The organism is Schaalia canis (assembly GCF_003858455.1).
Taxonomy (GTDB): Bacteria; Actinomycetota; Actinomycetes; order Actinomycetales; family Actinomycetaceae; genus Pauljensenia; species Pauljensenia canis.
Window position 1 is genome coordinate 215,476 of record NZ_RQZF01000002.1, and the last position, 23,534, is coordinate 239,009.

Here is a 23,534-nt window from a genome sequence, read left to right on the forward strand (position 1 = left end):
ATTACGTCAGCTCCCAATCATCAAGATAGAGATCACGTTCATCTTCGACACCTAAATTAGCCTTTGCAAAACACCTAAAGCATTCGCCGCGAACAAAAGCTGAACGAAGCCTCTCAGCAAGAAGTGACGGCAATTTCTCAAGAACAAGTTCAATTTCATCACCACTCCATCCTGGAATAACAGCCCCGACATTCCGACCGTCATCGGAGATATTCGTGAACGTAACCAACGCTCGCCAAGGCCGCCTCTGAGGAGAATATTGCCCCCTAAACTCAGCTCGAATTAATTCAATACTGTGCGCAAGGGAGTCAGCATTCAGCTGACCCGGCTCGAGTATCACCGGGATCCACCTTCGCTTTGTTCTAAAATCTAGAATATTTTCACTTTGATACCTAGTACAAAGAATCGCAGGGAAGCGCTTTTTATACCAACCCAGAACAAGGTCTTCACCATTGAACCCAGCATAGTTCGAAGGCTTCAGGAGGTAATCACTTATTGCGGCATCGCCAAACGAACTAAAGGTGAGCGCCTCCTTCAACGTACCCAACTTCTCGGCCACAGGCACCCCTTTGTAAGGACCATCTTCAATTATGATTCGATAGCTATCGCGAACAGCTTCCTCATCATCGATGAGAAGAATCTTTTCAAACCTTGAAGACGAACTCATGAGAAATCTCCATCCAGCGGGAGACGTATTTTAAATACCGCACCCCCCATTTTACCGACAGGTTCCACCGCAATCTCACCACCCAAATCCATAACGTTATCCTTTACGATGGTCAACCCCAATCCCGTCCCCCCTTTCCTGGTCGTATTACCTGGAAGCCAGATATCATTCTTATCAATTCCAACAATTCCCGGCCCAGTATCTTGAATCTCGAACCACAGGCCTCTCTCATCAACGCACAGCCCCAGAAAAATCTTGCGCTCACGATCCACAGACTCCGCCAATGCGGAAACACTATTGTTGATCAAATTTGTGACTATAGACTCAATCGCCGCTTCAGTACCGCGTATATAACACTCCGCCGCCCCCTCGAAGCTCCTCACAATTTCTATGTTTCGCTTTTTAAGGAAGGGCTCAATATTCTCGATCGCCCCATTAACGGCCTCAGCAACCAGCACTCGACCGACTCTCCGTTTCTTTTCTTTCACAAGCTTGAGGGACACCTCAGATAGCGCCCTCATGTCCTCGACAGCCACTTGAATCCGATCGATCCGACTGCCAAAATCCTCACTGATTGAGCGACAATTCTGAGAAACAAAGGACTTCAACGAACTTAGCATAAGATCCATGATCTTAATCGGTCCCCCCATAATATCATGCGAGAAAGTTGCGACTGTTATACCAGCAGTGCTTAGAGTCCGATACAATTGAAGATCTTTTCGGAGCGATGCCTCCAGCCTTTGATTTGCTTCTGCATATCCGACAAAAGCTGCCTCGACAGCTCTCTGGATAGTTGGGTCATCAATCTTTCTGATCGATTCTTCCACCACCGAGCGTTCAGCTTCAGCTTTTTTTCTGATAGAGGTGCGTTCGGATTGGCGGCGCTTCTCGGCGGCCGCCTGCCGCCGACGAGCCATCCACTCGAGACAGTCGGTAGCAAATCTCCGCAATTCATAGAAAGACGTCGATTCCACAAAACCTGATCTATCAGTTTTCTGAAGCAATACACCCGTCAAATCATTAATCCTAATACGGCCAATCGATGTATTAGTACTCGGTCGATTTTCAGGGCTTTGCGCCCGGCGGAGATTCATATCTAACCAGTCACTGCCCGGATTACCATATGGCGCAACCCTGAGACCGTTTACATATACGTGAACTCCACCGAAACTACTCAGCCAATTTCGCACTGCTGCAAGAGATGCAGAACGACCAATGAAGCTCTTCTTATTTAAGATGAACACCCATAAGTCAAGGTCAGCGTCAGGTGCTTCGTAGATCCCCAGATCGTCTGTGTTTGCACTCCAAATGAGATTACCCTTCCAGTCATAGACTTCCGCTCGCGCACGACCAGAGTTGAGGCTAGCTCGTAGGTGATATTCAGCATCATCGAAATAGCGTCTTGACACCTGCTCAGCAAGATCAGAGTATTCTCGTGAATGCAGTATAGGGCTGAAAGAATCGTCGGCTTCATTGAAAGGATCTGCAAGCAATACAAGTGCACGAGCCAAGCTCCTCACTTGTGCTCGACCGTAAGTATCCCTTAGTTGGCTTAATTCAATTCGCGTGCCTCTCGGCGCGTCAGCTGCTGGGGTTTTCGATGTGAGCACTTCAACCTCGTCAACCGTTCTCGCCCTGTCAAATCTGTCCCAATCAAGGATCACTTCATACTGAAAGCCATCACCCGGACGAGAAACCATTCGGGCCCGACGCCCGAGACGCAATGCGGCTAAGCGCCCAAGCCCCTTATTTCCTGCGGGTATTCGCCCAAGCCGCCCTGTAGTTCGCTGCCCTGCTTTAGACGACTCTCCTAGGATCAACCAGCTCGAATTGATATCGTCTGCTGTCATCCCGTCACCATCGTCTTCAATAATTATTGAAGACGAATCCTCTTGAGTCCCCAACCAGATGTGACATTTTCGGGAATTTGCATCGTATGAGTTTTTTACAAGCTCGATGAGGCCTTGGTCAACATTAGGATTAAGTTCTTCGCCAAGCCTCTTCAGAATGCTTGGAGAAAAACGTATACGCCCCGCATGCAATTCTTCCATCAGATCTCCCATGGGATCTCTTTTATTGCTGACACAGTAAGATGTCGACACCTTATCCGCTGATTCAAAAAATCCTCCGTTGAGGGACTGCTCAGCACGGTCAGTATATCAGCGCATTCAACTCCCTCACGAGGCTTAACAACAATAAGGTGATTCTCGACAGCTACTGGCTCATCACTCGTCCACATATGGGCCCGGAGTCGCGGCGACGAATCCGGACGCGATGTTCGATTTACGAGTACGAATGGCCCGTAATCTAGTCTCCCCTCATATCGGCGTTCGAGTTTTCTTCCCTCTGCAAGCGCACGAGCAGTCACGAATGAGACTTCGCTTCCTCGTCCAGAATCTCTGTAGGGCACTACGGAACCGACTCTAACTTCAGCCATCTGACCTAAGGTAGTATCACGGATGGATGGAGTCCATAGAAAATCTCTACCAGTCGATCCCACGGTTAAATCGAGAACGAAAACATGGATATCGGCATGATCATCGAAGACATCAAGCACTTTCAATCGGTTGATCTTAGCCATCTGAGACACATGAAGTCGCCACTTTTCATACCGACTTCCCGAACGCAGCACATCCGGCAAGATAGCCAGCAGGCGCGCGCCTTCCTGCATTGAGGCCAGCGCATTGACAACAAAGAGTGCAGCACTGTTGACTTGCCCACTCGCCCAACTCTCATTCGCGTCCATTGAGACAAACGGTGGATTGAGGACAACATGGGTAGCTTTGGAGACAAGCGAAGATTCGTGCAGGAAATCTGCCTCCATTGCTTCAATTTGCACCGCACCCCTTTGGTCGATATTCAGGAGTCTCATTCGAGCAATTTGGGCAAGGTCAGCACTGACGTCCGACACCAGCACTGAGACATCTTGAATTCCGTTTCGTTCCACCCTCTCTAGCGGGGCGACCAGAAGGTCTCCCACCCCGCAGGCGGGATCAACAAGCACCGCCCCATTGCCAACGCCATCAATTACGCCCTCCCAAAGCAAACTAGCCATTTTTGAGCCGGTGAAGAAGACACCCTGTGCGCGCCGTGCCTCAAGTGACACTGTTTCCCTCAGAAGGTTATGAAGTGCAACATCAGAAACGTGAGAACTGTCTCCCATTATGAGTCTTTTGCAACCATCAACAAATGTTGAGTAATTGGGTACTACACCTCGCGCCCGGTCCAATGAGCAGCTCCTATTCACGTAATGAATCTACTTGTTGAGCAATATCATAGCCAGCCGTTATAAAGACTCCCGGTTCTCGTTCCCAGGAAGGGAATCAAGCATTCCTTTCAAACCGCTCCCCGGAACGGTACGCAGGACAGTTCGCTCGGAGCTCACTAGTACGTTTTGTTGACAAGAGACGAACTCCATTTCCTTTCTCTCATTCCCAATCTTCCTTGCCTCACTTGAGGGCGCCGTCGAAGCAGTGAACGCTGCAGCAACGAGCACACCCCGTGGCGCTTAATGTGCGCCTTAGTGCTCTACGTACGTGTTAGTGCCTGATGTACGTGGTGCACCATGTACATGATGCGCTAACACGTACACGAGGCGGCAACCTGCACACCAGGGCCGACGCCTTTATGCCCACACACAGCGAGGCGGCCCCGGAACACCGGAACCGCCTCGCCGGAAGCAGGTAGCTGAACTTACAGCTTCTTCACCAGAGGGAAGGTAATCGTCTCGCGAATACCCTGCCCGGTCAGCGCCATGAGCAGTCGATCCAGGCCCATACCCATGCCACCAGCAGGCGGCATACCGTATTCCATTGCCATGAGGAAGTCCTCATCAAGAATCATTGCCTCAGGGTCGCCATCAGCGGCAGCCAGGGCTTGCGCTTCGAAACGCTGACGTTGGATGACAGGATCAACCAGCTCCGAGTAGGCGGTGGCCAGCTCGAAGCCCCGCACGTAGAGGTCCCACTTTTCAACCACGCCCGGCTTAGAGCGGTGCCCTCGGGTCAGCGGCGACGAATCCTCGGGGTAGTCCCGAACGAAGGTCGGTTCCCAGAGCTGGTCACCAACAGCGACCTCGAAGAGGGTTTCAGCAACCTTACCGGTGACGTAGTGGTCGGGCACTTCCTCATCAAAGTCACGTGTGAGGATCTCTACAAGCTCCTCACGCGGGGTCTGGGCGGTGATGGTGCGGCCGATGGCCTCGGAGGTCGCCTCGTACATGGAGATTTCCTTCCATGAACCAGACAGGTCGTAGGTGGAGCCGTCAGGGAGGGTGACGACCTCGGTACCCAGGGCTTCGCGGGCGGCGCGTTGAATGAATTCGCGAGTGCGGCGGGCCATGGTGTCGTAGGAGCCGTAGGCTTCGTAGGCCTCAAGCATGGTGAACTCAGGCGAGTGCGAGGAGTCAGCGCCCTCATTACGGAAGTTGCGGTTGATCTCAAAGACCTTATCCACACCGCCAACGACTGCGCGCTTAAGGAAGAGCTCAGGCGCGATGCGCAAGAACAGTTCCGTGTCGTAAGCGTTCATGTGAGTGCTGAAGGGGCGGGCGGCGGCACCGCCGTGCAGGACCTGCAGCATGGGGGTTTCGATTTCGATGAAGCCGGCCTCGTCAAAGTAGGCGCGCAGGGACTTCACGACCTTGGCGCGCATCCTCACCATGTCGCGGGCTGCGGGGCGCACGATCATGTCGAGGTAGCGGCGGCGTACTCGCATGTCTTCCGACAGGCTCATCTCGGTGCCGTCTTCGGCCGTGTAGGTCTTCGGCAGGGGGCGTAGGGACTTTGCGGCAATCGCCCATGCAGGGACGGGGTCGCCCTCGTTGATGCCGGGGGTGGTCAGGCCTGCAGGAGCGGTGCCGGGGCAGGCGAGGACGGAGAGCTCACCGCGGCGCGAGGAAATGACGCGGCCGTGGATGAAGAGGTGGTCGCCAAGGTCAACGTCAGCCTTGTATTGGGCCAGGGATTCGACGCCTACTTCAGCGGCGGAGAGCATGACTTGGATGCGGTTTCCGGCGCCGTCTTGAAGGGTAGCGAAGCAGAGTTTGCCGCCGTTGCGGGCGAGCATGACGCGTCCGGCGATGCCGACCTCGTCAGTGGTTTCGTCACCTGCTTCAAGGTGGGCGTACTTTTCGCGGATTTCCTCAATGGTGGAAGAGATAGCCAGCACAACGGGGTAGGCCTCGGTGCCGGCGTCCAGCATGCGCTGACGCTTTTCCGCACGAACTCGCACCTGCTCGGGTGCGTCGTCGGCAACGTCAGTGGGGAGTTCGGGGGTGTCAATCTTTGCGTCAGTCACGTCTACCATCTTAGCGCCTTGGTTTTGTGGCTGGTTTTCTTGTTTGGCGAGGCCACCGCCAGGGTCGTTGTGCGGATGAGGTGAGTCTGTGGGTGCTTGCCTCGCATAGGATGTGAGAGGTTCACCTATTGGCTGTGCGGAGTGAAAGCTCGCCCTTCACTGCTTGGTGGTGTGGCGGGTTTGAGAATATGTGTCGAGCGTGAAGGTGTGTGATGGGATCGGTGTCTGTACCTGCATCAAGTGATGCGGAAGGAAAGGATGGGGCTGAAGCCCGCCCGCGCCAGGAGACTCGAGGCATTCGCGGATTATGGTCGCGTGTGCGAGATTCGCGTTTTGGGCACGAACTGCGCTGGACCTTCACCTGGCCGATGCTGTGGATTCAGAGCGTGGCAATTAACCTCGCCCTGGCGGCTTTCTATCTGCTCTTCAAGCAGCCTGATCTGGGTGGGCACTACAACTCGCTCATGCTGTACTGCGTGTACTTTTCGACCTTTATTCTTGCTGATGTCACCACAACCAATATCTTCGGTCTTGATGTCCCTCGCACCACAGAGGCACTAAATGAGGGCCAGTCGTTCGTGCGGATTCTTTTACGCAAGAATGCCGTGCAGTGCGTTGTCATTGTGCTACCCATGCTGGTCATTACAGCCGCGTGGACAGAGTATCTCTATCACGACTCCGAGATGATGCGGACGATCCCTGGGGTTCTCTATCCGATGGTCTTGTTTATGGCTCTGGGCAACCTCATTAGCGTGTTGTATCCGGTGGCTCAGGCACCGTTTTCCTGGCATGTGCGTTCCTGGAGGAAGTGGCGCTGCCAGGTGCCGCTGCTCATCTCTTACGCGATTCCCTACATATTTTTTGCCGTGTGGGTGTACACGGATCTGCCAACTTGGCTCAACACTTTCCTACGGGATGCGGGGAGCGATGATTTCGTCCCGCCCTCCGAAGATGCCGCCGCCTTGCTGATTGCCTCATTCGTCATTTACTGGGCAATGACTATCCTTGCCGCCCTTATCTTCCATTGGCGGGGCTTTGTGTTCGCCGGGCAAAAGAGCTTGATTGAAGAAGCACCTTTTGATGAGGACACGCTTTCTGCACTCGCACAGTGGGAACCTCAAAGGGAGCATGCGAACGTGACGGCAGCTTCCGTATAAGCCATGCGCTAGGCTACGGGGCGCTAAGCCTTTCCACCCCTCAGTGATGCGGGGAAACTCCACGTTCTCCTGGCGTCGATAGCCCCCCTTGTGCTCGATACCAAGCCGACCTTCTGGCTTACGCCTACAGCCTTGCCCCTACAGGCCTGAAGATTTCAGGCCCCGTGCCTGCGCAGCCGGATGATCCTCGGGCACCTCACCCGGGTTTGCGCCCGTCTCAACGATGCGATTCTTCGCATCTACAAACACCACGCTGGGTTTCCAGGTGCGCACCCGCGACTCGGGCACATGCGAGTAGGCAATGATAATGACCAGGTCACCAGGGTTCACCAGGTGTGCGGCAGCACCATTAATCTGCAGGACACCCGAACCTCGCTCCCCGGCGATGGTGTAGGTCGACAGGCGTGAGCCGTTGTCGATGTCGACAATGTCAACGCGCTGGCCTTCAGCAATGTCAGCAGCGTCAAGCAGGTCAGCATCAATGGTGACGGATCCAACGTAATGCAAGTCTGCGCTGGTGACGGTGGCGCGATGGATCTTGCCATGCACCATTTCGCGCATGATTTCGGGCTGAATAATGCCCTGAGAGGCGTTCATGGTCATCCTCGGACCTCCACGGTCATCACCGCATTATCAATCAGGCGTGTGGTACCCACTCGGGCAGCAATCAAGAGACGCGCCTGCACACGTCCGCTTGGGTGCCCAGCACTCACTGGCTGGAATGAATGATCGTCAACCAGTTCAACATAGTCGATTTCCACGCCAGGTTCTGCATCCAACACTTGACGCGCGGAGGCGATCACCAGGGCGGGGGGAGCACCGGCGGCTGCGGCCTCGTCGGCCACGCGAAGGGCACGATTGAGGGAGCGGGCGCTCACACGTTCCTCAGCCGAAAGGTACTGATTACGGCTAGAGAGGGCCACCCCATCCGTGTCACGCACGATCGGCACACCCACGATCTGAACTGGCATATCAAGGTCACGCACGAAAGCGCGAATAACAGCAAGCTGCTGCGCGTCTTTCTCACCGAACAGGGCGACCTGCGGGCGGGTCAGGTTCAGTACCTTCGTCACCACAAGTGCCACACCGGCAAAATGCGTGGGGCGGGAGGCTCCCTCAAGGTGACGACCGACGGGGCCAGGATCGAGCGTGATGAGGGGTTCTTCAGGGTAAACATCCTCCGGGGCGGGTGCCCATACGAGGTCGGCTCCCACCGTGGTGAGGGCGGCGACATCGGCCTCAAGGGTGCGGGGGTAGGCGTCGAAGTCCTCACCGGGGGCGAATTGGGTGGGGTTGACGAAGATCGTGACGACAACATGGTCGGCATGGGTGTGGGCCTGGCGAACGAGTTCCAGGTGCCCCTCATGGAGGGCACCCATCGTCATGACGAGGCCAACGCTGCCAGGCAGTTCAGCCAAGGCGGCCAGATAATCGGCGCGACTGTGAACCACGCGGGGAGGTTGGCCTGCGGCACCTGCATTGGAATCCGTTGCGTGCGCAGCAGTAGGAGCAGTGGCTGCTGCATAACCGCCAGCTGCTGTGTCACTGCTAGCCACTGTTCCGCCGTCAGTCGCTGCGAGGTGATGATTCTCTGTCTTGCCAGAAGTCATGGCTCTATTTTCCCTCTTTCACCTGAACCTGCGCGCTTCCAAAGATGAGCGATGCCCCACGAGACCACGGTGGAATAGGACACTCTCTGTCCACTCCCTTTGTGCACCCCCTCTGCACGTCTTTTTGAGACCCTCTCTTGCATGTGCCTTTGGAGGCCCTGCGCTCCCACATGTGCGCCCAGGCAGTGATGCGGCTGCTGATACTCCCTTTTTGCCGTGGAGTCACATGTGGGAACCCAACAGCAGATGTCCTCATGTGCGATTCTTTCTGTGCAAAGAAGGCGTGAAATATCCGCGTGGGCAGGAGATGCTTTGACTGGGATCAAAGCTCCAGGCCACGCTCCCCCAGGGCATCGAGAATTTCCAGCGCAGCACGCTCAGAGATCGCACCTTTTCGTTGGAGCATTGCCACTGTTTGGCGGGTCATGTGCGCGTAGGTGTGTGCGACCTGCTCGGTAGTGAAATCCCGTGGGCCGTGTCCTTGCAGACCCCCCTCACTGACCCCGCCCGATGTCTCAATCAACATCTTGCTTGGGGCCTCTGCTGGCGCACGCCTTGAGGTATCCATCAGCGCTCGAAGATGGGCGCTAATAGTTCCTGCATCCCCGCGCAGAATCGGGCCGGAAAGGCCTGCGCTGCCATCGCGCAGGACGCGATCAAGGGCGGCTTCGCACAGTGGCCGCAGGTAGGCGCCCGGGTCCTCCACTCCTGCAGCCCGCAGAGTGTCCTGAGCTTGGGCGAGCAGAGTGACCAGGAAGTTTGCGCCATGAGCCAAGGCTGCGTGGTAGAGGGTACGCGCCTCTTCTGCGACAACCACCGGCTCACCGCCCATCTCCACGACAAGGGCCTGAGCAATAGGAAGAACCGGCGCAGCAGCGGTCACCGCGAAAGGCGTGCCCACTAGTCGGGCAACATCCACCGAGGTCCCCGTGAAGGTCATCGCCGGATGGATGGCCAATGTGATTGCCCCGCACGACTGTGCGGGTGCCAGAACACCCACCCCATGTGCGCCTGAGACGTGCACAACAAGTTGGCCGGGCTGCCAGGCCTTCAGTGTTGCAAGGCCTTCAACAAGAGGCCCAATTTCGTCATCGGGGATGGCAATAACAACCAGCTCACAGCGCTCAACGAGGGTGCGTACATCAAGAATCGGGATGCCCGGAAGCATCGCATCAGCTCGCTCGCGGGATGCCTCCGACGATGCTGTGACACCAACAATGGCGTGCCCGGCGGCGCGCAGGGCAGATCCGATGACGGGCCCGACATGCCCCATACCGATAATGCCGACACCAAGGCGGCCTGGCTGGTTCATTGTGTGTCTTCCCTGGGCGCCTGTGTTCCCATCTGCGAAGTAGGTGCGACAGAGTCACTGGGGGCTATCTGCTCGACATGCTGGGGGTTGGCCTCTGCGCGGGGTACATGCACGCCCAACTCGTTATTGCTGCTGTCCGCGCCACTGTTGTTGGCCTCGTCGCTGTTGTAGGCGCTGCTGGACTTGGTGCTTTCAGAGTCCAGAGCGTCGTGGACGCGCTGCATCCATTTCTCAGGGGGCTCAGAGGCGCGGCGTTGACTCGACAGCGTGAGGAGCTCGCTCATGAGGTCTGCCGCGAGCGCAGTGTCAACATGTTCGGCGTGAGCGTTGATGGTGCCAGGCACGATCTCCATGTGTAGGGAGCACAGGTTGTAGCGGCGCTCAAGGGGGCCCTGGTGGACGGACATTGATTGAAGGCGTTCAACGGGTGCGATAGTCATTCGACGGTTGAACCAGCCATCGCGCAGGGCAAAGACGGTGTTTGTGAGGGCGACGGCGCGTCGTTTCCAGGCGACCCAGTCCAGCCAACGGGTGTCGGGGCGGTTCGGCTGGAAGTAGCGGTTGTGTGTGGAGTTGACGCCATGGAGGGCTTCTTGAATGAATGCCAGAGGGTCGTCGACTCCGAGGTCGCGCACGACGAGCCATAGGGCGAGTTCTGCCTGCTGGCGGGTGCCGACTGGCAGCAGCACGTCGGAGGCTTGCGAGGTTGAGCCATTGTTATCCGAGCCAGTGGCGTAGCCTGCCTGGAGGATGCGCACGCGGTACCAGTCGCGCGATCGCCATAGTAGGGGTTGGACAACGTGGACGGCGTGGACCCTGCGCGGGGGGATGGTTTGTGAGCGGGTTTCGAGGAGTCCGCGTCGGATGCGTATGCCGTCAGGAGAGACAGCCGCGGTGAAGTTAAATTCGCCGACAAAGCGGTTCCAGAGGTAGGAGCCCACACCAAGGACGAGGGGCAACAGGCCCGGCAGGGCGGCGAAAGCTACGGTCCTCTCCCACAGGAAGAGTCCAATCATTACCCCCAGAGCGATGAGGGTCAGTAGGGCGGCAATAATGACGCCGACTGAGCGCAGCAGGGATTCAATGAGCATTCCCGAGGAGATTTGGTAGAGCTGCCGTTCGGGAGCCTCAGCAAATGCGGGGGTGGGGCTGGGAGCCTGCACGCCTTCGTTGATTCCGGGTGTGTGCCCGGCGGTGGCGTGTGCGGCGCTTGTGGGGGCCTCTCCTGCTGCCTGGGGTGTGTGGTGGGGGATTGACGAGGGTGTCGGCGTTGCCTTGAGTCCGGCTGCGAGGGCCAGGATTTCGGCGCGTAGGGCCGTGAGGTCTTCGCTTCTTAGGTAACCGAAGGTGAAGTTCGAGTCTGCGCCGCCTGCGACCTCAACGTGAAGTTGTCCGAGGCCGAAGAGTCGGCCGAGTACTGGGTGGACAACGTCGACAGCTTGGATGCGGTCAAGGCGTGCGTGGCGTTGGCTGCGGAAGATGATGCCTTTACGGAACCAGAGGGCATCTGGGGTGAGTGCGTAGGTGGTGTTGCGCCATGCGAGCCAGGAGAAGAGGATGATGACGACGAGAACGAGCAGGAAGGATCCTGCTCCGATGATGACCACCGTTGCCAGGCCCAGCGATTCGGCGACTCCGAGGGAGTACAGGTCGGCGATGACTTGTGAGTTCTGATAGACAAGGAAGGCGACGAGGGCTGCCAGGGCTTTCCAGGCGTTGAGGGCTGGAGAGACCGGGTGGAGGCGTCGCCATTGGTCGGCGGGGACGCCTGCGTCAACGGCGCGCTTGTGTTCTGATGCTGAGTTGCCCATGTTGCCCCTCACAGGCCTGCCAGTTCAGCGGAGCCGCGGTGTGCGAGGAGGTCTCGCAGTCGGTTGGCTTCGGCGGCGGGAAGCCCGTCCAGGGAGCCTGCGGTTTCTGCCGACGCGGTGTGCAAAGTGATGGTGGCAATGCCGTAGTGGCGGGCGATGGGGCCTTCGTTGACATCAACGTATTGGATGCGCCCGTAGGGGACAGCGGTGAGGGAGCGGAACATGACGCCTCGGCGGATGATGAACTCGTCATCGCTTTCGGCGTATTTGATATTGCGGACTTGGCGAGGGATGAGCCACATTGACCATGCGAAGAGAATGAGGAAGAACGCGGTGCCGATATAGAAGGCCCAGTGGACGAAGTAGCCAAGAAGTGCGGTGGCGACAATGAAGGGAAGATTTCCGATGAGGCTTCCCAGGCGTCGCACGGTGATCAACGACTCTGAGATGGGGTGAAAGTTGACGCCGTCAGGAAGAGTCGGGTTCGTCATGGGGCACGTCCTTTTCGGTGCGGGGGCAGTGACAATGTCATAGGTATTGTCTTCACTGTTATTCATTGTCCCACGAGGAAAAAATAGACCACAATTTTATTCATAAAACTCCCAGCGAACGTCCAGTCATTTAGGGCAGGATTATTCCATGTCTGGACTTGAAAGCTCCCCCGCAGAGGCACGCCTGCTCGTCGTTGACGACGAACCCAACATCCGCGATCTCCTCGCATCTTCGCTCCGTTTCGCCGGTTTCGACGTCCTCTCCGCCGAAGATGGTGCCAGTGCCTACCGCACTGCCACCGAAGAAAATATTGACCTCATCGTCTTGGACGTCATGCTCCCCGACATGGACGGTTTCACCGTCACACGCCGCCTTCGTGAGGCCGGCATTTCAATCCCCGTTCTTTTCCTCACCGCACGCGATGACATGCGCGACAAGATCCAAGGCCTCACCGTCGGTGGCGACGATTACGTCACCAAACCCTTCGGCCTCGAAGAAGTTGTCGCACGAATCCGCGCCATTCTTCGCCGCACGATGGCCTCGTCCAATGACGATGGCACTCTGCGCGTTGGCGACCTCGTTCTTGACGAGGACGCACACGAAGTACGTCGCGCTGGCGTTGACATTGACCTCTCTCCCACCGAGTTCAAGCTCTTGCGCTACCTCATGATTAACGAGGGGCGAGTCGTCTCCAAGATGCAGATTCTTGACCACGTTTGGGAATACGACTGGGATGGCGAGGCCGCCATTGTCGAGTCCTACATCTCCTACCTGCGACGCAAACTTGCCGTCGAGGGTGCAAGCGGTGACCTGATTCAGACGAAACGAGGAGTGGGCTACATCCTGCGTGAGGACAGCTAAGCCATGCGCTGGATTGACCAGCTCCACGATATGTGGAACGCCAAACCCCTGGTGTTCCGCCTGGTAGGGCTCATTGTTACCCTGCTGACCTTCGGCATGACGGTTTCTGGAACCGTCATGGTTGGGCTCTTACAGCGCCACCTCATTGAGCAGATCGACACTCAGCTCTTTTCCTCAGCCGAAGCTCTTGCCAACAGGACACACGACAAAAGCCTTGAAGACGCCCTCGGGGAATCTGACTCACCGACCTCCTACTACATTCGCTACAGGCGTGTCGGTGACGAGCAACCCCAAGAGTCGTACTTCGCCCTCACAATTAAAGAATCCGGGCATCCTGAGATTCCCGAACTCATTGAATTAGACGATCGCCCGGCTTCCCAGGTGACTCCCACTCAGCCCGTCACTGTGTCCTCCTCTAAAGCGGGGGCCACGTGGCGGGCAATGGCCATCCCCATGGAAATTCGCAGCACAGACCACTTCGTTGGCGTGGTAACAATCGCATTGCCACTGACAAATGTGCAGCACACCATGCGTACCACCTCGGCATACTTCACCCTCGTGGGACTGGTCATCATCACAAGCGGCGGTTTACTCGGCCGCTACCTCGTCCGTCACGCACTCACTGGCCTGCGCCACATTGAATCAACGGCCGGTAAGATCGCCGCCGGTGACCTCACGCAACGCATTGACCCCGAGCCGCCAACTACCGAGGTCGGCTCCCTCGGCCAGTCCCTTAACACCATGCTTTCGCAGGTGGAACAGTCTTTCGAGGCCCGCCAGGCTTCAGAACGTAAGATCCGTCGTTTCGTCTCAGATGCCTCCCATGAACTGCGCACTCCCCTGGCTGCGATTCGTGGATACTGTGAGCTGTACGCGCTAGGGGGCGTTCCAGAAGAACGCACCGCTGACGTCATGGGCAGGATTCAATCCGAGTCCACCCGCATGGGAAACCTCGTTGAGGACCTGCTCACGCTTGCCCGCCTCGACGAAGGTCGCCCCCTCGACTTCAGCGAACTCGACATGGTGGAAATGGCCGAGCACGCAGCCTTTGACTTGCGCGCACTTGACCCTGATCGTGCCGTGCTGGTTCGCGGACTTGGTAAACACCCATTGCCTCGTAAACTTCTCGTGATCGCTGATCGTGATCGCATCCAGCAGGTCTTCACGAATCTCATTGGCAATATCGTCCGCTACACGCCCGCAGGATCCCCCGTTGAGCTGGCCGTTGGCGTGCGTGACCGTGATGCGATTATCGAGTTCCGCGATCACGGCCCCGGCATTGCTGCGAAGGATCACGAACGTGTGTGGCAGCGTTTCTACCGCGCAGAGGACTCACGCGCGCGTTCCCTTGGCGGCTCAGGCCTGGGCCTGTCCATCGTTTCTGGCATCATGCATGCCCACCACGGCACAGCTACCCTCTCTCACACGAACGGTGGCGGCTTAACGGTTCGTATTGCTCTTCCTCTCGATCGTGAAGGTGATGACGATTCGTCATCATCGAAGAACGACAAAGCGACGCACTAACGTGATTACCACCACCAGAAGTGGGGGAAACACGATACAAGCGCTAGCATTGCCCGGTAAGGTCTGACTATCAGGAGAAGTTGTCTCATGGGTGCAGAAGCACCTCAGTGGCTTTTCAGTTCTTTTGTGGATGCCCTGCAAGAGATCGGTGCAACCGCGTCCAGAGCCGAATGTGAGGCTGAGGCGCGTGACCTCGTCGCACGCTGGTCAGCGCCCGAACGCACAGCCCACTCCTTTCGGCATCTCATCAACGTGCTGGCTCATATCGACGAGCTTTCTTCCAGCGTCCACGATCCCGACGTGCTTCGTGTGGCCGCCTGGTATCACGGCGCTATCCTGGACCGCGCGCCCTGTAGTGCGCGTGATGAACTCGATCCTTCCGCTCCGGCCTCGAACTGCCCCGATCTGACGCGCGCTCGTCTTGAAGGGCTGGAGGTCAGCGAGGATGTCATCACCCGCGTCCTTGAGCTGATTCACAACATTGCCCGCCACGAGGCAGCGCGCGATGACATTGATGCGCAAGTTCTTGTTGATGCCGACCTTGCTCGCCTGGCTGATTCACCCCGTGATTTCAAGAAGTACTGCGAGAACCTCCGCGAGGAATACCACGCCATTGATGACCTGACCTATTACACGGCCAGGCGCAATGCCATTCGGCGCCTCCTGGCCCGTGAGACGGTCTACCACACCGCCGCCGCGCAGGAGTGGGAAGACACAGCTCGGGCGAATCTGGAAGTGGAACTACTGCGTCTCGAAGATCGCATCCGCGCCCTTAACCCCGATGCTGATCTCAACGATACGGATGATGGGGATGAGCCTCTCATTCCCGCAACAAAGAAGGCCGCACCGATTGATGCCGGTGTCAAAAGTGATGACGAGGCTCTTCCCTGTGCGGACACGGTCATTATCAAACGCAAGCAGTTGAAGAAGAATCAGGCTACGCCAGCAGAGGAAGTGCCCACTACGACGGGTGTTCTTCCTGTACTGGCCCCTGTTGAGGACGAAGCGCTCCCGCCCGCGGCGGCCGATGACGACGATGCGTCCTCGTTGGAGACTGCTATTGATGCGTTGAACGTCCCATGAGCATGACCTCGCGGCCCTTGTGTCCATTGTGGTGACTTATCCACAGGCTCTGAGGTGAAAATGGGTTATCCACACGACGGTGTGCGCGCTTTTTCGGCGTGCACACCGTTTTTCTAGCCTGGGAGTAACCGCCTGTCATTCAGGAACAGGCGCTCAGGAAAGGAAACCCTTCTTATGGCCACCTACACCGTTGACTCCGAGCTCGTTGCCTCATCTGCTGCCCGGGTAGCCGCAAGCAGTGAGAACATTCGCGCCGAGGTTGCTGCCCTCATGGCTGACCTCATTAACCTGCAGAGCACCTGGGCTGGGGCCGCCTCGGCAAGTTTTGCCGACTGCGTGACCCAATGGCAGGCCACCCAAACCCAGGTGGAAAGCGCGTTGACCGCCATCGGCACACAGTTAGGGACGGCGGCTAGTGTCTACGCAGATGCTGAAGCCCAGAGCACCGCCTTGTTTGCTGGCCGCTGAAGCCTCGTAGCCGAAACTGCTCACTCCTCTGGCAGTGGGCGTCTGATGTCAGGCGTGTGACGTCGGGCGTGTAAATATAGGCGAGCGCCCTACCTGGCCTCACGGTGCTTTCAGTGCGAAAACACTCATTGAGGAGGCCCGGTAGGGCGCTTACGCTGAGATTTCTTAAGAAATCAGGGGGGTATCAGTACATGCCGCCCATGTCGCCTTCGCCGCCGCCTGCTGCGGGAGGCTCGGGCTTGTCGGCAACAACAGCCTCGGTGGTGAGGAACATGCCGGCAATGGAGGCAGCGTTCTGCAGAGCGGAACGGGTCACCTTCACCGGGTCAGAGATGCCCTGGTTCATGAGGTCACCGTACTCGCCGGTAGCGGCGTTGAGGCCGTGGCCTGCTTCCATGTTGGCAACGCGATCAGCGACAACGCCGCCTTCCAGGCCAGCGTTTTCAGCGATCTGCTTGAGAGGAGCAGAGACGGCAACGCGAACGATGTTCGCGCCGGTTGCCTCGTCGCCCTCAAGGGAGAGGGAGGCAAGAGCAGTGTTGGCGGCCTGAATGAGGGCCACGCCACCGCCGGCAACCAGACCCTCTTCAGATGCGGCGCGAGCGTTGCGGATCGCGTCTTCGATACGGTGCTTACGTTCCTTGAGTTCAACCTCGGTAGCGGCGCCGGACTTGATAACGGCAACGCCGCCGGAGAGCTTGGCCAGGCGTTCCTGGAGCTTTTCACGGTCGTAGTCGGAATCGGTGTTTTCGATCTCGGACTTGATCTGGCGGATGCGGCCTTCGAGCATCTCCTTGTCGCCAGCGCCTTCAACGATGGTGGTTTCATCCTTGGAGACGACAACCTTACGGGCGCGGCCGAGCAGATCAAGGTCGGCTGCCTCAAGGGAGAGGCCAACGGTCTCAGAGATCACCTGGCCGCCGGTGAGGATCGCCATATCCTGCAGCATGGCCTTACGACGGTCGCCAAAGCCGGGTGCCTTGACGGCCACGGACTTGAAGGTGCCGCGAATCTTGTTGACCACGAGGGTGGCCAGGGCTTCGCCCTCGATGTCCTCAGCGATGATGAGGAGGGGCTTGCCGGTCTGCATGACCTTTTCCAGGACAGGCAGGAGATCCTTGACGTTGGAAATCTTCGATTCCATGAGCAGGACGTAGGCGTCCTCCAGGACGGCTTCCTGGCGCTCGTTATCGGTGACGAAGTAGGCGGAGAGGAAGCCCTTGTCGAAGCGCATACCTTCGGTGGTTTCGAGGGTGGTTTCGAAGGAGTTGGTTTCCTCAACGGTGACGACGCCTTCAGCGCCGACCTTCTCGAATGCCTGCGCGATCAGTGCGCCGATGGCGGGATCGTTGGCGGAGATGGAGGCAGTGGCTGCGATCTGCTCGGTGGTCTCGACGGGGCGAGCGTCCTTGTGGAGCTGGGCGACGATGACCTCAACGGCCTGGTCGATGCCGCGCTTGAGGGCGATGGGGTTGGAGCCTGCGGCCACGTTGCGCAGGCCTTCACGGACGAGAGCCTGGGCGAGGACGGTGGCGGTGGTGGTGCCGTCGCCTGCGACATCGTCGGTCTTCTTGGCAACTTCCTTCACCAGCTCAGCGCCGATGCGCTCGAAGGGATCCTCAAGGTCGATTTCCTTGGCGACGGAGACGCCGTCCTTGGTGATGGTGGGGGCACCCCACTTCTTGTCGAGGACGACATTGCGGCCCTTGGGGCCCAGGGTGACCTTGACGGTGTCGGCCAGGAGGTTGAGGCCACGCTCCATGCCGCGGCGTGCTTCCTCATCAAAGTGAATGATCTTTGCCATTTGGCTGTTGTTCCTTCCGCGGTGCGGATTGGGGGCCGATGCCCGCGACGGACGATTCTGCGCCTCACGCGTTCTGGTCACGCGCGGGGAGAACCTCATCGGATCCCGGATTGTCTTTCACTCGACCATGGCGAGTGCTAATACCAAGTTTGGCACTCACCCCTTGCGAGTGCAAGACGAGGCGCGGCTCAATGCCCAAGACACCTCCACCACTACGGGTGGTTCTACCTTGACATGTACGGTTTAGCGTCGGATGTACGTGGTGTGCCGCGTACATCCGACGCTAAACCGTACATTCAGCATTAACCCGTACACATCCCCAGGACATAGCCAAAGGGCACAGTCAAAGCCCACAGCCGAAAGAGCCATCTGGATACAACACTGGGGGGCGCGTCCTTGTGGACGCGCCCCCCAGCATCAGGCAGTTGAAGTGCTCAGGTGTTATCGCAGCAGGACAACAACGTCAGCATTACCCAGGTCGGTGGTGTTCACAGCAACCGCGTCGATGCCCAGGATTCGGGCAATTTCACGGGCAGTAGCCTCCACCTGGGGGCTCTCGTAGTACACGGTGGATACTTGGCTTTCCCATCCGTCAGCATTTGCTGCGGTTGTACCGGGGAAGCCGGCCTCATTCAGAGTACCCGCTTTCGAGGCCGCCAAGCCCTGAGTGCCCGTGCCATTAAGAACGGTAATGGCAATATTGCGGTTGATCTGAGCGGCCTGCGATTGAGGCTCTGACTGCGCAGTGTCAGGCTGCGGTGCAGGAGCAGGTTCAGGTTCGGGGGCAGGCTCAGACTGAGGCGCCTCAACCATAGCATCCGATTGGGGTTGAGACTGTGCGTGGTCAGGCACAGTAGGCGAACCTGACTGCACGGTGACCGAACTCGAATTGGTCAACACCTGGCTTGCGCCCCAGCCAAGCACTGGAACGGCCAACAGGATCACCAGGAAAGGAATGACGTTCTTCCAGCGTGAGGGCTGGGGGCGGTGCATTCCTACCGGCATATCCTCGCCAGCAAGATCAAATTCATCTTTGGGGTACTGAGAACTCACACTCACAGACTAGCGGCACATTGGCCAAATCTCGATGTTTACTTCCGAGCGTTGACAAAAAACACATACCAAAACCTGTTGTTCTGCCCTGCATGACACCGCTGCCCCTACACTGAAGAGCGTGACATCATCAACGACACCTCGCCCGTTGTCCGAGATCATCGACCCCGGCTGGGCTCACGCACTAGCCCCCGTTGAGGAGCGTATCCACGAACTCGGCAACATGTTGCGAGCCGAAACGGCGGCCGGACGCGGCTACCTGCCCGCGGGCACCGATGTCCTGCGCGCCTTCACCTACCCCCTTGATCAGGTCAAAGTGTTGATCGTCGGCCAGGACCCCTACCCCACTCCCGGGCATGCGATGGGATTGTCGTTTTCGGTGGCACCCGGGGTTGCTCCGCCGCGTTCCCTGGTCAATATCTTCACTGAACTCAGCGCTGATCTGCAGATTCCTCGCCCCACTTCAGGTGACCTGTCCCCCTGGGCGCGTGAGGGAGTGTGCCTCCTCAACCGCGTGTTGACCGTCCAGCCTGGCGAGGCCGGTTCCCACCGTGGCCGCGGCTGGGAGGACGTGACCGCCTGCGCAATTGACGCCCTCGTTTCACGAGGCACCCCGCTGGTGGCCATTTTGTGGGGCCGTGACGCTCAGAACCTCGCCCCCCGACTGGGCTCCACTCCGGTAATTGCCTCGCCTCATCCTTCACCTCTGTCGGCAAGCCGAGGCTTCTTCGGGTCGCGGCCTTTCAGCCGAGCCAACGCGCTCCTAGCTGAGATGGGCGCTTCACCTGTGAACTGGGCCTTGCCCTAGCCAGCAAAGGGACCCCTCCTGATCCCCTCCCCTGACAGGTAGTCTGTGACCCTGGCAGGGGAACTATCAGGCTCAGGAGAGGCCCGCTCAGGCCTCGACAAGAACGGTGAAGGGCCCGTCATTGACGAGTTCCACCTGCATCATCGCCCCAAAACGGCCGGTTGCCACCTCAATGCCACGATCCCGTAGACCCTCGACAACAGCGTTAAAAAGAGGTTCCGCCTCGGGGCCAGCAGCCGCATGAGACCACGAGGGCCGACGCCCCTTGCGCGTATCCCCGTACAGGGTGAACTGGGAGATCATCAACACTGGCGCCCCCGTGTCCAGCACGGATTCTTCATCGTTGAGGATACGCAGCTCAGCAATCTTGCGAACGAGGGTTTTCACCTGCTCAGCACCGTCGCCCTTGGCCACGCCCAGCAGGACAACTAAACCGGGCCGGTCGATCGCTCCGACAATCTCATCATCAACGCGGACAAAACCCCGCGTTGCTCGCTGAATAACGGCGCGCATGCGCCACCCCTTTCCTTCTAACGCGGAGACAATCCGCCCGAGGAGGACCCGCGCATATCCGGCCGACGCAGCTCTGAACGCGCCAGGCCCGCACCTGGGCGCTCGTCAGGCGAGGCATCTGCCTTACCTTCTGGAGGCACAATCACCTCTTGAGCGGCGGCGACTCCCTCAAGGTCAAAAACCTCATCAACGGGAACATTCCGCGCCACGACGGCCAAAGCGATCGGCCCTTCATCCGCGTGGCGCGCCACCGAGGTCACCACTCCCACTTGACGGGCACCACGCATCATCGGCGTTCCAACGGCAGGCAGCTCTCCTCGGGAGCCATCCAATTGCAACGCCACCAAACGACGAGGCGGCCGCCCGAGATTAAGTACGCGCGCTACTGATTCTTGCCCGCGGTAGCAGCCCTTGCTGATGTGAACGGCCGTGCGCAGCCAGTCAAGCTCTGCTGGAATCGTTCGCTCATCCGTTTCGTAGCCGTGGCGAGGGCGCCATGCGGCAATGCGTACGGCCTCCCACGCGTTCAAGCCTGCCGCGCGGTGCCCCGGCGTGGCTAGCCAGGCTTGCACAGCCGCAGCGAGTGACTCTTCGGGCAGCATGTGCAATTGGGCGCGACGGTGACGGCCAGGGTGATTGCCTTGGAAGTACGCGGTGCCGCCCTCGACGACGCCAGGCCAGGGGTCATCCCAGCAGGCCAGGGCGCCTTCCACGGCGGGCGGCTCCTTTCCGGCACGAGTAACCGTTCCAAGGACACGCAGGTCAGGGCGAAGCGCAACCTCGACCCGCAGGGCAAAACGCATGGAGTCCAGCCACTGCGCGAGGGCTTCAGCGTCAGCGCCCTCAACAATCAGGAAGGTCGTCTGTCCATCATCAACAACGGCCGCCGCGTATTCGACATGCCCCTGGGGATCAAGAATGAGCAGTTCACGCGAATCCCCCGGCCCCATACCCGTGACGATCTGCGAGGCCAGGGACGTCAGCCAGGTTTGGCGGTCAACGCCGCTGACGGCGACGATCCCCAGGTCGGAACGGTCAACGAGGCCCTCGCCCGCCTCCAGCGCCCATTGTTCGCCAGCGGGATCTCCATAATGCAGGGGGATGGGGGGAACGCTCAGTGAGGTGGCCAGATCCGTTGCCGGAGTCAGTTGGTCGCTCAGCACGGCCCCTGGCAGGGAGGCAAAAGGAGAGGGCTTCATCGGTCACTCGTTCTCTGTCGAAGCGGGAGAGGCGTCAGTGTCGTTCTCAACGCGAGCGAGACGCCCAGAGATATCAACGGCGGTTTCTTGGCCTTCCAGAGTGTGCTCCTGGGTCCACATCATTTCGCCACCGACCAGGCCATACATGCGGCCTTGATGTTCAATCGGCTGGGCGTGGGAATCACGGGCAATGGCATCTGAGATCATCTGGACTCGAGGCCCCATGCTCACTCCTGCCCACAGCACGGCCAGGCCGTTTGTGGTGGCAGCGGAAGCCATGAGTTCTCGGGGCTCATACTCGCCTGGCGGGGGGAGTTCCCCTGAGCCGGGCAGGAGGCGCAGGTACATGGTTTCTTCACGCAGCAACTCACCGGCAGTGAGTGCAGCAAGCCCTTGGAAGGAGTCCAGCATGGGGTCCATCTCGGCGCCATCGGTGGTGGTTGCTGCGTAGATGCTGGTGGTCATACGCATCTGTGTGTCGCAGATTTCAGCGCGAATTTCCTCAATGACGGGACGATCGGGTGCTTCGCCTTCTTGGCTGAGCATGCCCCAGCCTTGCCAGGTGCCGAGCATCCAGGCGATGGGGGCCAGTTCGACGGGAAGGTTGTCGGGAATAACAATCATGGCTCATAGCCTAAGCCGTCGAGCCTGTTTCTGGGGATTATGCCCCGCCCACTCGGATGATCGTGTAGATGACAACACCGGAAATCAGGAACTTCACGGAGCCTCGGCCAATGGCGGCGCGGGCACCTCGCTCAGCCTGATGCTCCCCCATGAGGGCATCAACAACGATGACAATGAGCGCCACCAGCGTTCCGGCCAGTATGCCCAGCAGCACGACAGCACCTGATTCACCGATGAGTTTGGCTGTCCACGGCAAGATGAGGTCCCCCAAGGGAACACCCTGACCGGCCGAAAGAAGGATGACGGATCCGCCGATACCCCCAAGGATGCCGCTTGCGAAAGCCCCGAGAGATTGGGCTCCCCAGGTGTCACCCACCTGGTTTCCAATCACAACGACCGCCACCAGAATGGCGGCGATGGGCAGGAGTAGCCGCCAGCCGTCCTGCGAGGCGAGTGCCACCCAGGTGGCCCCACCAATGGCGACCAACAAGGCGCTCACTGAAGCTGCAAGGGAGGCAGTGGTTGAGGAGTGAACCCACATGGCGCGTTTGAGGGCCTCACTTTCTTCCTCACTCAGGGGGTGGGTATCAGCGATTGCAGCGTGATTGCGGGGTGTGGGTGCCATCCACACTTCAACCCCCATGAGGAGGACCAAGGAGAGCCCCGCAACGAAGAAAACGACGGATTGGTCACCAACGAGGGCGACCGCGCTTGCGGAAACAATCCCCGCAGCCCCCACCACGATCTGGCTGGGTAATGCCAGGGGAATGTCAACCAGTTTGCCCCATCCCACTGCGATAGCGAGCGCCCCAAGACTGGTAGCGAGGACGGTTGGCCACACCAATGAGGCAAGCCCCACGGGGATTGCAATGACAAGGGAGAGAAGGGCAACGGTTGCTGCTGAAATCCATTTGCTCATTCCCTCAAAGCGATTGCCTCCAGAGGGCGCCTGCGCCTGCGGTGCGCGAGTGGTGGGAACGTCGGGGCGCGCGTGCAGATCGCGGCGACTCGGCAGGTGCGACATATCCATAGGCAACATAGTCCCATACTTTCGGCCCTTTTTAAGCCACGTTTCGACGTGAGGCGCATGCACGCGTATGCTTAAAGGGACGCCGGGTCGCTAAGCCCCGGGCTCCAAACTCTGCCGCTACGAGCGGCCTTCGCGCCGACAGGCGCTTTCGGCTCGGCGTCCTTTATCTCCCTCGCACACCCGTCTGCGGGTGACAGTGCCCGCAGACGCCCGTATGAAT

General features: G+C 58.6%; 21 protein-coding genes. 6 read left to right on the forward strand and 15 right to left on the reverse strand.

What is annotated here, in order from left to right; genetic code table 11:
* Position 1 precedes the first annotated feature (1 nt).
* The 4 genes from EII11_RS03385 to EII11_RS03400 all read right to left on the reverse strand — a co-directional run bounded on the left by EII11_RS03385 (position 2) and on the right by EII11_RS03400 (position 5,974).
* On the reverse strand, positions 2 to 667 hold the full coding sequence (locus EII11_RS03385) for a response regulator (protein ID WP_124868613.1): 666 nt from the start codon (positions 665 to 667) through the stop codon (positions 2 to 4).
* Positions 664 to 2,730 (reverse strand): sensor histidine kinase, encoded by a 2,067-nt coding sequence (locus EII11_RS03390; protein WP_124868615.1) that lies wholly within the window; start codon positions 2,728 to 2,730, stop codon positions 664 to 666. The genes EII11_RS03385 and EII11_RS03390 overlap by 4 nt, the downstream gene beginning before the upstream one ends.
* On the reverse strand, positions 2,718 to 3,830 hold the full coding sequence (locus EII11_RS03395) for an N-6 DNA methylase (protein ID WP_124868617.1): 1,113 nt from the start codon (positions 3,828 to 3,830) through the stop codon (positions 2,718 to 2,720). Before EII11_RS03395 ends, EII11_RS03390 begins: the two co-directional genes overlap by 13 nt.
* Before the next feature lie 530 nt (positions 3,831 to 4,360).
* Positions 4,361 to 5,974: a lysine--tRNA ligase gene (locus tag EII11_RS03400; RefSeq protein ID WP_124868619.1), complete on the reverse strand. Its 1,614-nt coding sequence runs from the start codon at positions 5,972 to 5,974 to the stop codon at positions 4,361 to 4,363.
* A gap of 203 nt (positions 5,975 to 6,177) precedes the next feature.
* Here EII11_RS03400 and EII11_RS03405 point away from each other — a divergent pair, with 203 nt between their 5' ends.
* A complete protein-coding gene (locus EII11_RS03405; RefSeq protein WP_124868621.1) occupies positions 6,178 to 7,122 on the forward strand; it encodes a hypothetical protein in 945 nt (314 codons plus the stop codon).
* 138 nt (positions 7,123 to 7,260) lie between these two features.
* Here the strand turns inward: EII11_RS03405 and panD are convergent, their stop codons facing one another.
* The 5 genes from panD to EII11_RS03430 form a co-directional block, all read right to left on the reverse strand.
* Positions 7,261 to 7,719, reverse strand: coding sequence for an aspartate 1-decarboxylase (panD, locus tag EII11_RS03410; protein WP_276310950.1), 459 nt, complete (start codon positions 7,717 to 7,719; stop codon positions 7,261 to 7,263).
* Between the two features lie 2 nt (positions 7,720 to 7,721).
* Entirely contained in the window at positions 7,722 to 8,732 is a 1,011-nt protein-coding gene (gene panC / locus EII11_RS03415; protein ID WP_124868623.1) for a pantoate--beta-alanine ligase, read from the reverse strand.
* A gap of 322 nt (positions 8,733 to 9,054) precedes the next feature.
* Positions 9,055 to 10,044: a Rossmann-like and DUF2520 domain-containing protein gene (locus EII11_RS03420; RefSeq protein WP_124868625.1), complete on the reverse strand. Its 990-nt coding sequence runs from the start codon at positions 10,042 to 10,044 to the stop codon at positions 9,055 to 9,057.
* Positions 10,041 to 11,855 (reverse strand): PH domain-containing protein, encoded by a 1,815-nt coding sequence (locus EII11_RS03425; RefSeq protein ID WP_124868627.1) that lies wholly within the window; start codon positions 11,853 to 11,855, stop codon positions 10,041 to 10,043. Before EII11_RS03425 ends, EII11_RS03420 begins: the two co-directional genes overlap by 4 nt.
* A gap of 8 nt (positions 11,856 to 11,863) precedes the next feature.
* Positions 11,864 to 12,346 (reverse strand): PH domain-containing protein, encoded by a 483-nt coding sequence (locus tag EII11_RS03430; RefSeq protein ID WP_124868629.1) that lies wholly within the window; start codon positions 12,344 to 12,346, stop codon positions 11,864 to 11,866.
* Between the two features lie 148 nt (positions 12,347 to 12,494).
* Here EII11_RS03430 and EII11_RS03435 point away from each other — a divergent pair, with 148 nt between their 5' ends.
* The 4 genes from EII11_RS03435 to EII11_RS03450 all read left to right on the forward strand — a co-directional run bounded on the left by EII11_RS03435 (position 12,495) and on the right by EII11_RS03450 (position 16,283).
* Positions 12,495 to 13,208, forward strand: a complete 714-nt coding sequence (locus EII11_RS03435; protein WP_124868631.1) for a response regulator transcription factor — start codon at positions 12,495 to 12,497, stop codon at positions 13,206 to 13,208.
* 3 nt (positions 13,209 to 13,211) lie between these two features.
* The gene (locus EII11_RS03440) at positions 13,212 to 14,732 is read left to right on the forward strand and encodes a sensor histidine kinase (protein ID WP_240623043.1); all 1,521 of its coding nucleotides are present in this window, start codon (positions 13,212 to 13,214) and stop codon (positions 14,730 to 14,732) included.
* 87 nt (positions 14,733 to 14,819) lie between these two features.
* The gene (locus EII11_RS03445) at positions 14,820 to 15,815 is read left to right on the forward strand and encodes an HD domain-containing protein (protein WP_124868633.1); all 996 of its coding nucleotides are present in this window, start codon (positions 14,820 to 14,822) and stop codon (positions 15,813 to 15,815) included.
* A 174-nt stretch (positions 15,816 to 15,989) separates the two neighbouring features.
* Positions 15,990 to 16,283 carry a WXG100 family type VII secretion target gene (locus EII11_RS03450; protein ID WP_124868635.1) on the forward strand — a complete coding sequence of 98 codons (294 nt, stop codon included), beginning with the start codon at positions 15,990 to 15,992 and terminating at the stop codon, positions 16,281 to 16,283.
* A 184-nt stretch (positions 16,284 to 16,467) separates the two neighbouring features.
* On the opposite strand, the gene groL is transcribed toward EII11_RS03450, so the two are convergent.
* On the reverse strand, positions 16,468 to 18,087 hold the full coding sequence (gene groL / locus EII11_RS03455; protein ID WP_124868637.1) for a chaperonin GroEL: 1,620 nt from the start codon (positions 18,085 to 18,087) through the stop codon (positions 16,468 to 16,470).
* A gap of 441 nt (positions 18,088 to 18,528) precedes the next feature.
* Complete coding sequence (locus EII11_RS03460; RefSeq protein WP_165867045.1) at positions 18,529 to 19,140, reverse strand: LytR C-terminal domain-containing protein; 612 nt, start codon at positions 19,138 to 19,140, stop codon at positions 18,529 to 18,531.
* Positions 19,141 to 19,261: 121 nt separating this feature from the next.
* On the opposite strand from EII11_RS03460, the gene EII11_RS03465 reads away from it, so the two are divergent.
* Positions 19,262 to 19,948 (forward strand): uracil-DNA glycosylase, encoded by a 687-nt coding sequence (locus tag EII11_RS03465; protein ID WP_124868639.1) that lies wholly within the window; start codon positions 19,262 to 19,264, stop codon positions 19,946 to 19,948.
* A gap of 87 nt (positions 19,949 to 20,035) precedes the next feature.
* On the opposite strand, the gene dtd is transcribed toward EII11_RS03465, so the two are convergent.
* Genes dtd through EII11_RS03480 form a run of 4 tightly spaced genes read right to left on the reverse strand, consistent with a single transcriptional unit; the run spans position 20,036 to position 23,314 of the window.
* Positions 20,036 to 20,461, reverse strand: a complete 426-nt coding sequence (gene dtd, locus EII11_RS03470) for a D-aminoacyl-tRNA deacylase (RefSeq protein ID WP_124868641.1) — start codon at positions 20,459 to 20,461, stop codon at positions 20,036 to 20,038.
* 17 nt (positions 20,462 to 20,478) lie between these two features.
* Entirely contained in the window at positions 20,479 to 21,660 is a 1,182-nt protein-coding gene (gene ygfZ, locus EII11_RS03475; protein ID WP_205649219.1) for a CAF17-like 4Fe-4S cluster assembly/insertion protein YgfZ, read from the reverse strand.
* A gap of 3 nt (positions 21,661 to 21,663) precedes the next feature.
* Complete coding sequence (locus EII11_RS10740; RefSeq protein WP_205649220.1) at positions 21,664 to 22,284, reverse strand: heme-binding beta-barrel domain-containing protein; 621 nt, start codon at positions 22,282 to 22,284, stop codon at positions 21,664 to 21,666.
* Positions 22,285 to 22,321: 37 nt separating this feature from the next.
* Positions 22,322 to 23,314, reverse strand: coding sequence for a hypothetical protein (locus EII11_RS03480; RefSeq protein ID WP_165867046.1), 993 nt, complete (start codon positions 23,312 to 23,314; stop codon positions 22,322 to 22,324).
* Between the last annotated feature and the right edge of the window lie 220 nt (positions 23,315 to 23,534).

What these genes read in the sequence shown, in the direction of transcription:
- EII11_RS03420 (WP_124868625.1), bottom strand. Translation starts at nt 10,044, where the DNA reads ATGAACCAGCCAGGCCGCCTTGGTGTCGGCATTATCGGTATGGGGCAT.
- ygfZ (WP_205649219.1), bottom strand. Translation starts at nt 21,660, where the DNA reads ATGAAGCCCTCTCCTTTTGCCTCCCTGCCAGGGGCCGTGCTGAGCGAC.
- EII11_RS03425 (WP_124868627.1), bottom strand. Translation starts at nt 11,855, where the DNA reads ATGGGCAACTCAGCATCAGAACACAAGCGCGCCGTTGACGCAGGCGTC.
- EII11_RS03440 (WP_240623043.1), top strand. Translation starts at nt 13,212, where the DNA reads ATGCGCTGGATTGACCAGCTCCACGATATGTGGAACGCCAAACCCCTG.
- dtd (WP_124868641.1), bottom strand. Translation starts at nt 20,461, where the DNA reads ATGCGCGCCGTTATTCAGCGAGCAACGCGGGGTTTTGTCCGCGTTGAT.
- EII11_RS03445 (WP_124868633.1), top strand. Translation starts at nt 14,820, where the DNA reads ATGGGTGCAGAAGCACCTCAGTGGCTTTTCAGTTCTTTTGTGGATGCC.
- EII11_RS03480 (WP_165867046.1), bottom strand. Translation starts at nt 23,314, where the DNA reads ATGGATATGTCGCACCTGCCGAGTCGCCGCGATCTGCACGCGCGCCCC.
- EII11_RS03385 (WP_124868613.1), bottom strand. Translation starts at nt 667, where the DNA reads ATGAGTTCGTCTTCAAGGTTTGAAAAGATTCTTCTCATCGATGATGAG.
- EII11_RS10740 (WP_205649220.1), bottom strand. Translation starts at nt 22,284, where the DNA reads ATGATTGTTATTCCCGACAACCTTCCCGTCGAACTGGCCCCCATCGCC.
- EII11_RS03400 (WP_124868619.1), bottom strand. Translation starts at nt 5,974, where the DNA reads ATGGTAGACGTGACTGACGCAAAGATTGACACCCCCGAACTCCCCACT.
- EII11_RS03405 (WP_124868621.1), top strand. Translation starts at nt 6,178, where the DNA reads ATGGGATCGGTGTCTGTACCTGCATCAAGTGATGCGGAAGGAAAGGAT.
- panC (WP_124868623.1), bottom strand. Translation starts at nt 8,732, where the DNA reads ATGACTTCTGGCAAGACAGAGAATCATCACCTCGCAGCGACTGACGGC.
- EII11_RS03435 (WP_124868631.1), top strand. Translation starts at nt 12,495, where the DNA reads ATGTCTGGACTTGAAAGCTCCCCCGCAGAGGCACGCCTGCTCGTCGTT.
- panD (WP_276310950.1), bottom strand. Translation starts at nt 7,719, where the DNA reads ATGAACGCCTCTCAGGGCATTATTCAGCCCGAAATCATGCGCGAAATG.
- EII11_RS03395 (WP_124868617.1), bottom strand. Translation starts at nt 3,830, where the DNA reads ATGGGAGACAGTTCTCACGTTTCTGATGTTGCACTTCATAACCTTCTG.
- groL (WP_124868637.1), bottom strand. Translation starts at nt 18,087, where the DNA reads ATGGCAAAGATCATTCACTTTGATGAGGAAGCACGCCGCGGCATGGAG.
- EII11_RS03390 (WP_124868615.1), bottom strand. Translation starts at nt 2,730, where the DNA reads ATGGGAGATCTGATGGAAGAATTGCATGCGGGGCGTATACGTTTTTCT.
- EII11_RS03430 (WP_124868629.1), bottom strand. Translation starts at nt 12,346, where the DNA reads ATGACGAACCCGACTCTTCCTGACGGCGTCAACTTTCACCCCATCTCA.
- EII11_RS03450 (WP_124868635.1), top strand. Translation starts at nt 15,990, where the DNA reads ATGGCCACCTACACCGTTGACTCCGAGCTCGTTGCCTCATCTGCTGCC.